The sequence below is a fragment of the Streptosporangium oxazolinicum genome (assembly GCF_039537505.1).
In the GTDB taxonomy this organism is placed as follows: Bacteria; Actinomycetota; Actinomycetes; order Streptosporangiales; family Streptosporangiaceae; genus Streptosporangium; species Streptosporangium oxazolinicum.
This window is the reverse complement of record NZ_BAABAQ010000001.1, coordinates 538,589-552,909: the sequence shown is the minus strand read 5'-3', so window position 1 is coordinate 552,909 and position 14,321 is coordinate 538,589. Positions and strand designations below refer to the sequence as shown.

The 14,321-nt window shown below is 69.5% G+C and carries 12 protein-coding genes; 11 read left to right on the top strand and 1 reads right to left on the bottom strand.

The genetic code is table 11. From position 1 onward, the window contains the following. Positions 1 to 14: 14 nt before the first annotated feature. The 10 genes from ABD817_RS02580 to ABD817_RS02535 all read left to right on the top strand — a co-directional run bounded on the left by ABD817_RS02580 (position 15) and on the right by ABD817_RS02535 (position 12,463). The gene (locus ABD817_RS02580; RefSeq protein ID WP_344914554.1) at positions 15 to 2,600 is read left to right on the top strand and encodes an NADH-quinone oxidoreductase subunit G; all 2,586 of its coding nucleotides are present in this window, start codon (positions 15 to 17) and stop codon (positions 2,598 to 2,600) included. Further along, the gene (nuoH, locus tag ABD817_RS02575) at positions 2,600 to 3,949 is read left to right on the top strand and encodes an NADH-quinone oxidoreductase subunit NuoH (protein WP_344914552.1); all 1,350 of its coding nucleotides are present in this window, start codon (positions 2,600 to 2,602) and stop codon (positions 3,947 to 3,949) included. The genes ABD817_RS02580 and nuoH overlap by 1 nt, the downstream gene beginning before the upstream one ends. After that, positions 3,936 to 4,451 (top strand): NADH-quinone oxidoreductase subunit NuoI, encoded by a 516-nt coding sequence (nuoI, locus tag ABD817_RS02570; RefSeq protein WP_344914550.1) that lies wholly within the window; start codon positions 3,936 to 3,938, stop codon positions 4,449 to 4,451. Before nuoH ends, nuoI begins: the two co-directional genes overlap by 14 nt. Beyond that, the gene (locus tag ABD817_RS02565) at positions 4,444 to 5,280 is read left to right on the top strand and encodes an NADH-quinone oxidoreductase subunit J (protein WP_344914548.1); all 837 of its coding nucleotides are present in this window, start codon (positions 4,444 to 4,446) and stop codon (positions 5,278 to 5,280) included. Before nuoI ends, ABD817_RS02565 begins: the two co-directional genes overlap by 8 nt. Then, the gene (nuoK, locus tag ABD817_RS02560) at positions 5,277 to 5,573 is read left to right on the top strand and encodes an NADH-quinone oxidoreductase subunit NuoK (protein WP_329089089.1); all 297 of its coding nucleotides are present in this window, start codon (positions 5,277 to 5,279) and stop codon (positions 5,571 to 5,573) included. The genes ABD817_RS02565 and nuoK overlap by 4 nt, the downstream gene beginning before the upstream one ends. A gap of 66 nt (positions 5,574 to 5,639) precedes the next feature. Next, positions 5,640 to 7,502, top strand: a complete 1,863-nt coding sequence (gene nuoL, locus ABD817_RS02555; RefSeq protein WP_344915585.1) for an NADH-quinone oxidoreductase subunit L — start codon at positions 5,640 to 5,642, stop codon at positions 7,500 to 7,502. Beyond that, a complete protein-coding gene (locus ABD817_RS02550; RefSeq protein ID WP_344914546.1) occupies positions 7,502 to 9,136 on the top strand; it encodes an NADH-quinone oxidoreductase subunit M in 1,635 nt (544 codons plus the stop codon). Before nuoL ends, ABD817_RS02550 begins: the two co-directional genes overlap by 1 nt. Further along, a complete protein-coding gene (nuoN, locus tag ABD817_RS02545) occupies positions 9,133 to 10,683 on the top strand; it encodes an NADH-quinone oxidoreductase subunit NuoN (protein ID WP_344914544.1) in 1,551 nt (516 codons plus the stop codon). The genes ABD817_RS02550 and nuoN overlap by 4 nt, the downstream gene beginning before the upstream one ends. Before the next feature lie 14 nt (positions 10,684 to 10,697). Next, positions 10,698 to 11,708 (top strand): polyprenyl synthetase family protein, encoded by a 1,011-nt coding sequence (locus tag ABD817_RS02540; RefSeq protein ID WP_344914542.1) that lies wholly within the window; start codon positions 10,698 to 10,700, stop codon positions 11,706 to 11,708. A gap of 401 nt (positions 11,709 to 12,109) precedes the next feature. Then, positions 12,110 to 12,463 (top strand): MarR family transcriptional regulator, encoded by a 354-nt coding sequence (locus ABD817_RS02535; protein ID WP_344914540.1) that lies wholly within the window; start codon positions 12,110 to 12,112, stop codon positions 12,461 to 12,463. Between the two features lie 77 nt (positions 12,464 to 12,540). Here ABD817_RS02535 and rarD read toward each other — a convergent pair whose 3' ends face one another. Continuing rightward, on the bottom strand, positions 12,541 to 13,449 hold the full coding sequence (rarD, locus tag ABD817_RS02530; RefSeq protein WP_344914538.1) for an EamA family transporter RarD: 909 nt from the start codon (positions 13,447 to 13,449) through the stop codon (positions 12,541 to 12,543). A 136-nt stretch (positions 13,450 to 13,585) separates the two neighbouring features. Between rarD and msrA the strand changes: the two genes are divergently transcribed. Continuing rightward, on the top strand, positions 13,586 to 14,248 hold the full coding sequence (gene msrA / locus ABD817_RS02525; RefSeq protein ID WP_344914536.1) for a peptide-methionine (S)-S-oxide reductase MsrA: 663 nt from the start codon (positions 13,586 to 13,588) through the stop codon (positions 14,246 to 14,248). The last annotated feature ends 73 nt before the right edge of the window (positions 14,249 to 14,321 follow it).

Below are 14,321 nucleotides of genomic sequence, written 5' to 3'. Positions count from 1 at the left end.
ACGGAGGAGACGCCATGACCGTCGAAGCCACCACCCCGGCGCAGCAGGTGCCGGTGAACCTGGTCACCGTCACCATCGACGGCTTCCAGGTGAGCGTCCCGAAGGGCACTCTGATCATCCGGGCGGCCGAGCTGCTCGGCATCCAGATCCCCCGGTTCTGCGACCACCCGCTGCTGGAGCCGGCCGCCAACTGCCGCCAGTGCCTGGTGGACATCCCCGACGCCGGAAACGGCCGGGGCTTCCCCAAGCCGCAGCCCTCCTGCGCGATCGAGGTCGCCGAGGGCATGGTCGTCCAGACCCAGCTCACCTCCCCGGTCGCCGAGAAGGCGCAGCGCGGCGTGATGGAGCTGCTGCTGCTGAACCACCCGCTCGACTGTCCGGTCTGCGACAAGGGCGGCGAGTGCCCGCTGCAGAACCAGGCGATGTCCAACGGCCAGGGCGAGAGCCGCTTCACCGAGAAGAAGCGGACCTTCGAGAAGCCGGTCGCGCTCTCCTCGGAGGTGCTGCTCGACCGCGAGCGCTGCGTCCAGTGCGCCCGCTGCATCCGCTTCTCCGATGAGATCGCCGGAGACCCGCTCATCGACTTCTTCGAGCGCGGGGCCAAGGAGCAGGTCGCCACCGCCGACGGCCGCCCGTTCGAGTCCTACTTCTCCGGCAACACCGTGCAGATCTGCCCGGTGGGCGCGCTCACCGGCGCCGCGTACCGCTTCCAGGCCCGCCCGTTCGACCTGGTCTCCACGCCCAGCGCCTGCGAGCACTGCGCCGGGGGCTGCTCCCTGCGCACCGACCACCGGCGCGGCAAGGTCACCCGCCGCCTGGCCGGGGACGACCCCGAGGTCAACGAGGAGTGGAACTGCGACAAGGGCCGCTGGGCCTTCACCTACGCGACCCAGCCGGACCGGCTGAGGACCCCTCTCGTCCGTGACGAGGAGGGCCGCCTGGTCCCGGCCTCCTGGCCCGAGGCGTTCGCCGCGGCCGCCAAGGGCCTGTCCGCGGCGCGCGGGCGCGCGGGCGTGCTCGTCGGCGGTCGCGTCACCGTCGAGGAGGCGTACGGTTACGCGAAGTTCGCCCGGATCGCCCTCGGCACGAACGACATCGACTTCCGCGCCAGGCCGCACTCCGAGGAGGAGGCGCGGTTCCTGGCGCACGCCGTCGCGGGCAGGGGCATCGAGGTCCGCTACGCCGACCTGGAGAAGGCGCCGACGGTGCTCCTGGCGGGCTTCGAGCCCGACGAGGAGGCGCCGATCGTCTTCCTGCGGCTGCGCAAGGCGTGGCGCAAGAAGGGCCTGAAGGTCTTCTCCGTCGCGCCGTTCGCCGGTCCCGGGCTCGCCAAGATGGGCGGCACCCTGATCCCGGCGGTGCCGGGTACGGAGACCGCCGTCCTGGACGACCTGGCCGCCGTGGACGCGATCGCCGCCGAGGCGATCAGGCAGCCGGGCGCGATCATCCTGGCCGGTGAGCGGCTCGCCACCGTGCCGGGCGCGCTGTCGGCGCTGCTGCGGCTCGCCGATTCCACCGGCGCCCGCCTCGCCTGGATCCCGCGCCGCGCCGGTGAGCGCGGGGCGATCGAGGCCGGGGCGCTGCCGAACCTGCTGCCGATCGGCCGCCCGGTCGGCGACGAGACCGCCCGCGCCGAGGTGGCCAGGGCGTGGGACGTCTCCTCGCTGCCCGAGGGCGAGGGCCGCGACACCACCGCCATGCTGGCGGCGGCGCTCGACGGCGAGCTCGACGCCCTCGTCGTCGCCGGTGTCGACCCCTACGACCTGGCCGCGCCGCAGGCCGCGCTGCTCGCCATGGAGAACACCCCGTTCATCGTGAGCCTGGAGCAGCGCGCCAGCGCGGTCACCGACCGCGCCGACGTGGTGCTCCCGGTCGCCGTGGTGGCCGAGAAGTCGGGCACCTTCGTCGACTGGGAGGGACGCGGGCGCACCTTCGAGACGGCGCTCAAGGTCCCGGGGATCATGAGTGACCTGCGGGTCATCTCCTCGATCGCCGACGCGATGGACGTGCACCTCGGCCTGCCCGACCCCGCCGCCGCCCGCCGCGAGCTCAGCGCGATCGGCGCCTGGCGCGGCCCCAGGGCCGCCGCCCCCGAGCTGGCCGGCCGGGCCGCCGCCCGCCCCGAGGCGGGGGAGGCCGTCCTGGCCAGCTGGCACCTGATGCTCGACGACGGCCGCCTGCAGGACGGGGAGCCGTACCTGGCGGGCACCGCCCGCCCGGCCGTGGCGCTGGTGTCGGAGTCCACCGCGGCCGAGAACGGCCTCGTCGACGGCGGCGAGATCGTCGTCGGCACCGAGCGCGGCTCGCTGAGCCTGCCGGTGCGGATCGCCGACCTGCCCGACCGGGTGGTGTGGCTGCCGGCCAACTCCGCGGGCCGCTCGGTCACCCGGGACCTGCGCGCCGTCGCCGGTGACGTGGTCAGCGTCGGCGCCTCCGCCGGGAACGCCGCGTCCGACGGAAGCGCCGTCGCGCCCGTCGCCGCCGGTCCGGTCACGCCCGGTCCGGCGAGTACCGTCGCGGGCACCGGGCTCGACGAGCGTGCCACCGGCACGACGGCCGGCGAGGTACGCGCCGCCGGCGAAGCTAACGAGGAGCGGTAATGAATGCCCGGACTCTTCTAGCGGCCGATCCGACCCTCGCCGACTTTGGCAAGGACCCGCTCTGGATCAGCATCATCAAGGCCGCCGTCATCTTCATCGTCCTGATGCTGGGCGTGCTGTTCGGCGTGTGGTTCGAGCGCAAGCTCATCTCCCGCATGCAGAACCGGTACGGCCCCAACCGGGCGGGCAAGTTCGGGTTGCTCCAGTCGGTCGCCGACGGTCTCAAGATGGGGCTGAAGGAAGACCTGATGCCCCGGACCGTCGACAAGGTGATTTACTTCATCGCCCCGGTCGTCCTGGCGGTCCCGGCCTTCCTGGCCTTCTCCGTCATCCCGATGGGCCCGATGGTCTCGATGTTCGGGGTCCAGACGCCGCTGCAGCTCACCGACCTGCCGGTCGCTGTGCTGCTGGTGCTCGCGATGGCCTCGATCGGCGTGTACGGCATCGTGCTGGCCGGCTGGGGCTCGCGCTCCCCATACTCGGTGCTCGGCGGCCTGCGGGCCAGCGCCCAGGTGGTCTCGTACGAGATCGCGATGGGCCTGTCGTTCGTGGGCGTCTTCCTGTTCGCCGGGACCCTCTCCACCTCGGAGATCGTCGCGGCGCAGGCGACGGGCGGGGTGGTCACCCTGTTCGGCGTGCAGTTCTCGATGCCCTCCTGGTACATGATCCTGCTGATCCCGTCCTTCCTGATCTACATCATCACGATGCTGGGCGAGACCAACCGGGTCCCCTTCGACCTGCCCGAGGGCGAGGGCGAGCTGGTCGGCGGCTTCCAGACCGAGTACTCCAACTCGTTGAAGTTCGCGGTCATCATGCTCGCCGAGTACGTCAACGTCTTCGTGGTCTCCGCGGTCTCCATCACCCTGTTCATGGGCGGCTGGCGGGCCCCGTGGCCGATCTCCATGTGGGACGGGGCGAACGCCGGCTGGTGGCCGCTGCTGTGGTTCTTCCTCAAGATGGTGCTGGTTTTCTCCTTCTTCATCTGGTGCCGCGCCTCGCTGCCGCGCGTGCGGTACGACCAGCTGATGGCCCTCGGCTGGAAGATCCTCATCCCGGTCAACCTGGCCTGGATCCTGCTCGTCGCCACGGTGCGGGCCCTGCAGCTGGAGAGCGTCGACCGCTCGCTCGTGCTCATCCTGGCCGCGATCGTGATGATCGCCTGCCTCGGCATCTGGTGGCGCTTCGACAGCGTGCTGCAGAGGCGCAAGGAGGCCAAGGCCGCCCAGGTCGAGGCCGAGTTCGAGCAACTCCAAGCCGAACCGTCCGCGGGGGGCTTCCCGGTGCCGCCGCTCGACCTGCCGCACTACCACGGTGTAGCGCGCAAGGAGGTTCCCAGTGGGAGCAACTGATTGGCTGAACCCCATCAAGGGGTTCGGCGTGACCTTCCACACGATGTTCAAGAAGGTCGAGACGGTCAACTACCCCGAGGAGCAGCGGCCCACGGCCCCGCGCTTCCACGGCCGGCACCAGCTCAACCGCTGGCCCGACGGCCTGGAGAAGTGCGTCGGCTGCGAGCTGTGCGCCTGGGCCTGCCCGGCCGACGCGATCTTCGTCGAGGGCGCGGACAACACCGACGAGGAGCGGTTCTCGCCGGGGGAGCGCTACGGGCGCACCTACCAGATCAACTATCTGCGGTGCATCCTGTGCGGCCTGTGCATCGAGGCGTGCCCGACACGGGCGCTCACGATGACCAACGAGTACGACCTCGCCGACAGCAGCCGTGAGAGCCTGATCTACACCAAGGAGATGCTGCTCGCGCCGCTCGGTCCCGGTATGGAGATCCCGCCGCACCCCATGCGTCTCGGCGAGACCGAAGAGGACTACTACCGGCTGGGACGCAACAATGGGTGAGACCATCACGTTCTGGGTTCTCGCGGTCGTCTCGGTGGGGGCCGCCCTCGGGCTCGTCTTCAGCCGCAAGGCGGTCTACTCGGCCCTGATGCTGGGCGTCGTCATGCTGTCGCTGGCCGTGCTGTACGCGGTCCAGGACGCCCCCTTCCTCGCCGCGGTGCAGATCATCGTCTACACCGGCGCGGTCATGATGCTCTTCCTGTTCGTCCTGATGCTCGTCGGCGTCGACTCCGCCGACTCACTGGTCGAGACGATCAAGGGGCAGCGCCTCTGGGCGGCCGTCGCGGGCCTGAGCTTCGCGGCCCTGCTCGCCCTGGGCGTCGGCAACGCCGCCTACGCCGCGCCCACCGGCCTCGCCGGGGCCGTGAAGGAGGCGGGCGGCAATGTGCCCTCCCTGGCGCAGCTGATCTTCACCAGGTACGTCTTCGCCTTCGAGGTCACCTCGGCGCTGCTGATCACCGCCGCGCTCGGCGCGATGGTGCTGGCGCACCGCGAGCGCGTCCGGCCCAAGGCCACCCAGCGCGACCTGGCCCGCGCCCGCTTCAGCGGCCCGCAGCCCTCGCCGCTGCCGGGACCCGGCACCTACGCGCTGCACAACGCGATCGACATGCCCGCCCTGCTGCCCGACGGCACCGTCGCGGAGAAGTCCATCAACCGGGTGCTCGCCCGGCACGAGATCGAGGACGGCTTCGCGCCGACCGACCCGGCGAAGGCGGCGCTCATCAAGCAGGTCCTGGAGAAGGACGCGGCGCAGGGCCGCGACTCCGACCCGGACGACGAGCCCGTCCATGTGAGGGACGCGGCACTCCAGCAGGAGGACGGCAAGTGACCACTCACTACCTGGTGCTCTCCGCGCTGCTGTTCGCGATCGGCGCCGTCGGTGTGCTGGTGCGGCGCAACGCGATCGTGGTGTTCATGTGCGTGGAGCTCATGCTCAACGCCTGCAACCTCGCGTTCGTCACCTTCGCCAGGCAGCAGGGCAACCTGGACGGCCAGATCATCGCGTTCTTCGTGATGGTGGTGGCCGCGGCCGAGGTCGTGATCGGCCTCGCCATCATCGTGATGATCTTCCGAACCCGCAGGTCCGCGTCGGTGGACGACGCCAACCTGCTGAAGTACTAAGAGGTGGCCGTGGAACCCGCTGAGATCATCCAGCATTCCGGGGGCGTGATCGGAGTCTCCTGGCTCATGATCGCACTCCCGCTGCTCGGCGCCGCGGTCCTGCTGCTGGGCGGGCGGCGCACCGACCGCTGGGGGCACCTCCTCGGCGTCGCGATGTCCCTGGGCGCCTTCGTGGTGGCGGTCGCCGCCTTCGTCGAGATCCTCGGCCTGCCCGACGCCCAGCGTCGCCAGGGCGTCCCGCTCTACCAGTTCATCCCCGGCGTCGCCGACATGGGGCTGCTGATCGACCCGCTGTCGATCAGCTTCGCCCTGCTGATCACCGGTGTGGGATCCCTGATCCACATCTACTCGATCGGCTACATGTCGCACGACGTCGACCGGCGCCGGTTCTTCGCGTACCTGAATCTGTTCGTCGCGGCGATGCTCCTGCTGGTGCTGGCCGACAACTACGTCGCCCTGTTCATCGGCTGGGAGGGCGTGGGCCTGGCCTCGTACCTGCTCATCGGGTTCTGGCAGTTCAAGCCCTCGGCGGCGGCCGCGGCGAAGAAGGCGTTCATCGTCAACCGCGTCGGTGACTTCGGCCTGCTGATCGCGATCTTCACGGTCTTCACGACGTTCGGCACGGTCGCCTTCGGCGAGCTGTCCGGCGCGACCGTGCAGGGGGCGTTGGATTCCGGCGGCGCCTCGCAGGGCACGATCACCGCGATCGGCCTGCTGCTGCTCCTGGGCGCCTGCGGCAAGTCGGCCCAGCTGCCGCTGCAGTCCTGGCTGCTGGACGCGATGGAGGGCCCGACCCCGGTCTCGGCCCTCATCCACGCCGCGACCATGGTCACCGCGGGCGTCTACCTGGTCGTCCGCTCGGGCGCGTTCTTCGAGGCCGCCCCCACCGCGCAGCTCGTCGTGACGATCGTGGGCGTGGCCACGCTGCTCGCCGGTGCGATCATCGGTTGCGCCAAGGACGACATCAAGAAGGGCCTCGCGGGCTCGACGATGTCGCAGATCGGCTACATGATGCTCGGCGCGGGTCTCGGTCCGGTCGGCTACGCCTTCGCCATCGCGCACCTGATCGGGCACGGCTTCTTCAAGGCCAACATGTTCCTCGGGGCGGGCTCGGTCATGCACGCCATGAACGACGAGGTCGACATGCGCAGGTACGGCGGGTTGTTCTCGGTGATGAAGGTAACCGCGGCCACCTTCATCGTCGGCTACCTCGCGATCATCGGCTTCCCGCTGCTGTCCGGTTACTTCACCAAGGACGGCATCATCGAGACGGCGATGGAGCACAACGCGATCCTGGGCTGGCTCGCGGTCGTGGGCGCGGGCATCACCGGCTTCTACATGTCGCGGATGATCTTCATGACGTTCTTCGGCAAGAAGCGCTGGGCCGACGACGCGCACCCGCACGAGTCGCCCTCGGTGATGACCGTGCCGCTCATCCTGCTCTCGATCGGCTCCATCGTCCTGGGCGCCTTCCTGGTGCTGGACAACCGGTTCATGAGGTTCCTCGCCCCGGCGGTCGGCCTGCCCGACGAGCTCCCCGGCTTCCACCCCTTCAGCGTCCCCGGCCTGGCCACGCTCGCGCTGGTCGCCGTCGGCGTCGTCTTCGCCTGGTTCCGCTACGGTGCCGCCGAGGTGCCCGCGGTCGCCCCGCGCGGCTCGTTCCTCACCACCTTCGCCCGCCGTGACCTGTACGGCGACGCGCTGAACGAGGCGCTGTTCATGCGCCCCGGCCAGTGGCTGGCCCGCATCGCGGTGTTCTTCGACAACCGCGGCATCGACGGCCTGGTCAACGGCCTGGCGGCGGGGATCGGCGGGACCTCCGGGCGGCTGCGTCGCGTCCAGACCGGTTACGTGCGGTCCTACGCGTTGTCCATCCTCTTCGGTGCCGCCGTGGTCGTTGGCGCGCTGCTCTACGTAGGGAACATGTGATGCCCTGGCTCTCGACCCTGATGGCCGTGCCCGTTCTGGGCGCGGTGGGTGTCTCCCTTGTCAAGAGTGACAAGCTCGCCAAGCAGCTGGCCCTGGTGGTCTCGCTCGTCGTGCTCGCGCTGACCGTGGTGCTCGCGGTCCAGTTCGACCCGGCCTCCGGGACGCGCTTCCAGTTCGCCGAGGTCTACGACTGGATCCCGCGCTTCGGCGTCCACTACGGCGTCGGCGTCGACGGCATCGCCCTGGTGCTGATCGCGCTGTCGGCGGTGCTCGTGCCGATCGTGATCCTCGCCTCCTGGCACGACGCCGACGGCTCCGGGGCCGCGGCCCCGCCCAAGCGGTCGGTGAAGACCTACTTCGCGCTGCTGCTGGTGCTGGAAGCGATGATGATCGGCGTCTTCGCGGCGACCGACGTCTTCCTCTTCTACGTCTTCTTCGAAGCCATGCTCATCCCGATGTACTTCATGATCGGGTCGTACGGCGGGGCGCAGCGGTCCTACGCGGCCGTGAAGTTCCTGCTGTACTCGCTCTTCGGCGGCCTGCTCATGCTGGTCGCGGTGATCGCGCTCTACGTGGTCGCCGGGAAGAACACCTTCATGTTCCCCGAGCTGATCGCGGCCGTTCAGGACCCGACCACGCAGAAGTGGCTCTTCGCGGGCTTCTTCATCGCGTTCGCGGTCAAGGCGCCGCTGTGGCCGTTCCACACCTGGCTGCCCGACGCCGCCGCGCAGGCTCCGGCCGGTGCCGCGGTGTTGCTGGTGGGCGTGCTGGACAAGGTCGGCACGTACGGGATGCTCCGCTTCTGCCTGGAGCTGTTCCCCGAGGCGTCGAAGTTCTTCACCCCGCTGGTGATCGTGCTGGCGGTCGTGGGCATCGTCTACGGCGCGATCGTGGCCATCGGCCAGACCGACATGAAGCGCCTGATCGCCTACACCTCGATCTCGCACTTCGGCTTCATCGCGCTGGGCGTCTTCGCGATGACCACGAACGCGGGCGCGGGCGCCACCCTCTACATGGTCAACCACGGCTTCTCGACCGGCGCGCTGTTCCTGATCGCCGGGTTCCTGATCTACCGCCGGGGGTCCAGCCAGATCGCCGACTACGGAGGCGTGCAGAAGGTCGCCCCGCTGCTCGCGGGCACCTTCCTGATCGCCGGGCTGTCCGGGCTCTCCCTGCCGGGATTGTCGACGTTCGTCAGTGAGTTCATGGTCCTGCTCGGCACCTACCAGCGCTACCCGGTCCCGGCGATCATCGCGACGAGCGGTGTCGTCCTGGCGGCCGTCTACATCCTGTGGATGTACCAGCGCATGATGACCGGCGCCCCGAAGGAACCTGCGTACGCCGTGGCCGACGCCCCGGCCGTGGTCGGTGCCCCGGCCGTGGCCGGCTCCACCGAGGAGGCGGGCTCCACGGAGGTGGCCGGCTCCCCGAAGAAGCCGGCGTTCGGCATGCCCGACCTCAACCGGCGCGAGCTGTTCGTGGTGGCCCCGCTGATCGCGGTGCTCCTCGTCCTGGGCTTCTACCCCAAGCCGGTGCTCGACGTGATCAATCCCGCGGTGGACAAGACGCTCACCAGCGTCAAGATCGACCAGCCCAACCCCGCCGTGGCAGACCAGAAGGGGGCCGGCGAGTGAACGGCACCATCCAAGCCCCAACGATCGAGTACGCGCTGCTCTCGCCGATGCTGCTCGTCTTCGGCGCGGCGATCATCGGCGTGCTGGTCGAGGCGTTCGCGCCCCGCTACCTGCGCAAGTCGATCCACATGCCGCTCACGCTGCTCGCCCTGCTCGGCGCGTTCCTGATGACGGTGCTCAACGCCGTCAACGGCCTGCCGGACGCCCCGGCGGCCATGGGCTCGGTCGCGGTGGACGGGCCGTCCCTGTTCATCTGGGGCATCATCCTCGTCCTCGCCCTGGTCAGCACGCTCCTGATCAACGACGAGGACCAGTTCGTCGCGCAGGCGGCGGCGGTGCCGGGAAGCCCCGACGAGGAGGAGGCGATCCTCAGCGGGTACGCCCAGACCGAGGTCTACCCGCTGCTGCTGTTCTCGGTCGGCGGCATGCTGCTCTTCGCCTCCGCCAACGACCTGCTGATCATGTTCGTCGGCCTTGAGGTCATGTCCCTGCCGCTGTACCTGCTCTGCGGCCTGGCCCGCCGTCGCCGCCTGCTCTCGCAGGAGGCGTCGGTCAAGTACTTCCTGCTCGGCGCGTTCTCCTCGGCCTTCTTCCTGTACGGGATGGCCCTGATCTACGGTTACGCCGGGTCGGTGGACCTGCGGGCCATCAGCGCCGCGCTCAGCACGGTCAGTGGCCAGGAGACCCTGCTGCTGATCGGCACCGCGATGCTCGGCATCGGCCTGCTCTTCAAGATCGGAGCCGCGCCGTTCCAGGCGTGGAAGCCTGACGTCTACCAGGGCGCGCCCACGGCGGTCACCGCACTGATGGCCTCCACCGTGCTCGTCGCGGCCTTTGGGGCCGTCCTCAGGGTCTTCTGGGTGGCTTTGGGCGGCCTTGAGTGGAACTGGAAGCCGGTCATGTGGGGTGTCGCGATCCTGACGATGATCGTCGGCGCGATCCTGGCCATCACCCAGACCGAGATCAAGCGGATGCTCGCCTACTCCTCGATCGCGCACGCGGGCTTCCTGCTCACCGGTGTCGTCGCGATCGGCGCCGCCGAGCAGAACGCGCACGCCCTGTCGGCCATCCTGTTCTACCTGGCCGCGTACGGCTTCACCACGGTCGGCGCCTTCGCGGTCGTCACCATGGTCCGCGACGCGGGAGGCGAGGCCGGGCACCTGTCCCGGTGGGCCGGCCTGGGCAAGCGCTCCCCGATCCTGGCGGGTATCTTCGCCTTCTTCCTGCTGGCCTTCGCCGGTATCCCGCTCACGAGCGGCTTCTTCGGTAAGTACGCCGTCTTCTCGGCGGCGGTCGCCGGTGACGCCCTGCCGCTGGTCGTCGTGGGTGTGGTCAGCTCGGCGATCGCGGCGTTCTTCTACGTCCGCGTCATCGTGCTGATGTTCTTCAGCGAGCCCGCCGCCGACGGGCCGTCCATCGCGGCGCCCACGGTGGGCACCTCGGCTGTGGTCGCCCTGGCGGCAGCGGCTACGGTAGTGCTCGGGGTCTTCCCGCAGCCGGTGCTCGATCTCGCGGATCAGGCTGCGTCCGCGCTGTTCATTCGCTAGAGGGGTAACGTTTCATGGCTGCGCCACCGGTTGTTGATCTTCCGTTTGTTGACGAGCGGCTGGCGCAGGACCTCGCTACCGGGCTGGCAGAGGTCGAGAAGCTGCTGCGGTCCTCGGTGCAGAGCGACGACGCCTTCGTCACGGAGGCGTCCAAGCACCTCATCGAGGCCGGCGGCAAGAGGTTTCGGGCCATGCTGGTCCTGCTCGCCGCCCAGTTCGGCTCGCCGGAGGCCGTGGGTGTGGTGCCCGGAGCCGTGGTGATCGAGCTGACCCATCTGGCGACGCTCTACCACGACGACGTGATGGACGAGGCCCCGGTCCGCCGGGGCTCCCCGTCGGTGAACGCCCGCTGGGACAACACCGTGGCCATCCTGACCGGCGACTACCTGTTCGCCCAGGCGTCGGAGATCCTCGCGGACCTCGGCTCCGACATCATCAGGATCCAGGCCCAGACGTTCTCCCGCCTGGTGCGCGGCCAGATCCGCGAGACCATCGGCCCCCGCCCCGGTGACGACCCGGTGGCCCACTACATCGGGGTGCTGGCCGACAAGACCGGCTCGCTGATCGCCACCTCGGGCCGGTTCGGCGCGATGCTCAGCGGCGCCTCACCCGAGGTCGTCGAGCGGCTCACCCGGGCCTGCGAGGCCATCGGGGTCGCGTGGCAGCTCAGCGACGACCTGCTGGACGTCGCCTCCGAGACGATCGAGTCGGGCAAGACCCCCGGAACCGACCTGCGCGAGGGCATCCGGACCCTGCCGGTGCTCTACGTCCTCGCCTCGGACGCTTCCGGCTCGGACGCCTTGGAGAGTGCCCGCCTGCGCGAGCTGCTCGCCGGTCCGGTGGCGGAGGAGGACGTCGAGGAGACCCTGCGCCTGCTCCGCGCCCACCCCGCCATGGAGCGTGCCCGCGCCGAGTTGCTCGCCTGGGCCGACCGCGCCCGCGAGGCCCTGACGGGCCTCCCCGACATCCCGGCCCGCGCCGCCTACCTGGCACTGTGCGACTACGTGGTGGAGCGCTCCGGCTGACCCCCGCCCGCGCCTGCCCGGCTCTGTGCTTCCCCGGCGCTGCTTCCTCGGCCCCGGTTTCCCTGGCGCTGCTTTCTTGGCGCCGCGCGTCCACGTGGCGGGTGTCCCGGCAGGCCGCTGCCCCTCGCACCGCGCGACCGCGTCGCGGGTCTTCCGGCCGGTCCCGTTAGCCTGGCACTGTGCGACCACGTCGTGAAGTGTCCGGGCCGGTCGGCGCAGGGATGATCACCCGGCTCGCCCACCCGGCGGAGCCGGGTTTTTCGTACGTCTTCCACGATGTTGCTTGTATGTATAAGCAAATATTGTACGTGCATGTAGACTCCTGCCGATAGAATATTCCAGGAGGAATCACCATGTCGTGGGACCGTTTCGCCCTCTTGCACGCACGTGTGGAGGCGGAGTTGACCAAGGCCCTCCAGCGCGGGCACGGCCTCGGCCTGTCGGAGTACCGCGCACTGGGACGGCTCGCCACCGCCCCCCGCGGCTGCATGCGCATGCAGGAGCTCGCCGAGGCGGTGGGGCTCAACCAGAGCTCGGTGACCCGGCTCGTCGCCCGTCTCGAGGAGGCCGGGATGACCCGGCGCGACCTGTGCTCCGACGACCGCCGAGGCGTCTACTCGGTGATCACCGACGAGGGACGCGCCCGCCTGGCCGGGGCCACCCCCACCTACGAGCGCTCCCTGGCCGCGGCCCTGGAGCAGGCCGGCGTCGACCCCGACCTCACCCCGCTGGTCCTCGCCGTACGCGGCTCCTGACCGTCTCGCTCCTCGGTGTGGTCCCGCAGCGGCCCCTGGCGCCACTATGTGGCGCTATGGGGCTCATGTGGGTTTCCCTATGCCGGGACGGACTCGGGGGCCGTCCGGCGGGCCTGCGCGGCCGTCCGGAGGCTGTCCCAGGTGAAGACCGACAGCGCCAGCCAGATGACGCCGAACCCCAGCCAGCGGCTGGGCGGCATCACCTCCTGCGCGACGAACACCCCGCACAGGAACTGCAGTATCGGCGCGATGTACTGCAGCAGGCCGATCGTGGTGAGCGGTATCCGAATCGCGGAGGCGGTGAAGCAGAGCAGCGGGACAGCGGTAACCACACCCGCCCCGGCCAGCAGGAGCGCGTGGCCCGCCCCCGCGTTCCCGAAGGTGCTTGTCCCCTGCTGTCCCAGGTAGGCCAGGTAGCCCAGCGCGGGCAGCAGCAACACCAGCGTCTCGACCGTCATGCTCTCCGCCGCGCCCACCCCGGCGGTCTTCTTGACCAGCCCGTACGTGCCGAAGCTGGCGGCCAGCACCAGCGCGATCCACGGCGGACGCCCGTAGTCGACGGTCAGGATGACCACCGCCACCGTGCCCAGGCCCACCGCGACCCACTGCCACCGCCGTAGCCGCTCCTTCAGCAGGAACACCCCGAAGAGCACGCTGACCAGCGGGTTGATGAAGTAGCCGAGTGCTCCCTCGACCACGTGCCCGCTGTTGACGGCGTAGATGTAGACGCCCCAGTTGACCGTGATGATCATCGCTGCCAGGACGAGGAGACCGAGCTTGCCCGGGGTGCGCAGGAGCTCGCGGAACCAGGACCAGTGGCGCCGTACCGCCAGGATGGCGACGACGGCCACCAGGGACCACGCGATGCGGTGAGCCAGGATCTCCAGGGCGGCCGAGGGCTTCAGGAGCGGCCAGTACAGCGGGAACAGGCCCCACATGGCGTAGGCGGCGATGCCGTATAGGACTCCACGGCGCGTTTCAGGCATGACCCCCATCTTCGCTGCTTACTTGATTTAATACAATTTAGCAGTACTTTTATCTCTGTTAAGAGAGCCTTACGGGAACACGGGAAGGTCGCCCGCGGTTGCCTCCTGGTGAGAACGTGTCAGGAGGAGGTTCACAATGGGCTGGCTGTTCGGCAAGGACAAAACAACGATGGTGTCCCCGGAGAACGCGCTCCCGGGCCGCCCCACACCGATCACGGCACCCGGCCGCCACGCGGTCCTCGACGCCCCGCTCGCTCCGCCCTACCCCGAGGGAAGCGAGATCGCCGACTTCGGCCTCGGCTGTTTCTGGGGCGCGGAGCGCATCTTCTGGCAGACCCCAGGCGTGATCTCCACCTCGGTCGGCTACGCGGGTGGCTACACCCAGAACCCGACCTACGAGGAGGTCTGCACCGGCCAGACCGGCCACACCGAGCTCGTCCGCGTCGTCTTCGACCCCACCAAGGTCTCGTACGAGGAACTGCTGCGCGTCTTCTGGGAGGCCCACAACCCCACCCAGGGCATGCGCCAGGGCAACGACGTCGGCACGCAGTACCGCTCGGCGATCTACTTCAACTCACCCCAGCAGGAAAAGTCGGCCCTCACCTCGCGCGACGCCTACCAGAAGGTGCTCACCGAGTCGGGCTACGGCCCCATCACCACCGAGATCGCCCCGGCGGGGGAGTACTACTTCGCCGAGGACTACCACCAGCAGTACCTTCACCACAACAAAAACGGCTACTGCGGAATCGGAGGGACCGGGGTCTCCTGCCCGGTCGGCCTGACCTCTGGCGAGGCGTAGACCTGCGGTTTTAGTTAGATTCTGGCCCTTGATCGCCCGGTATATCCGGTGTCGATCTTGGGCCAGAGCCGTT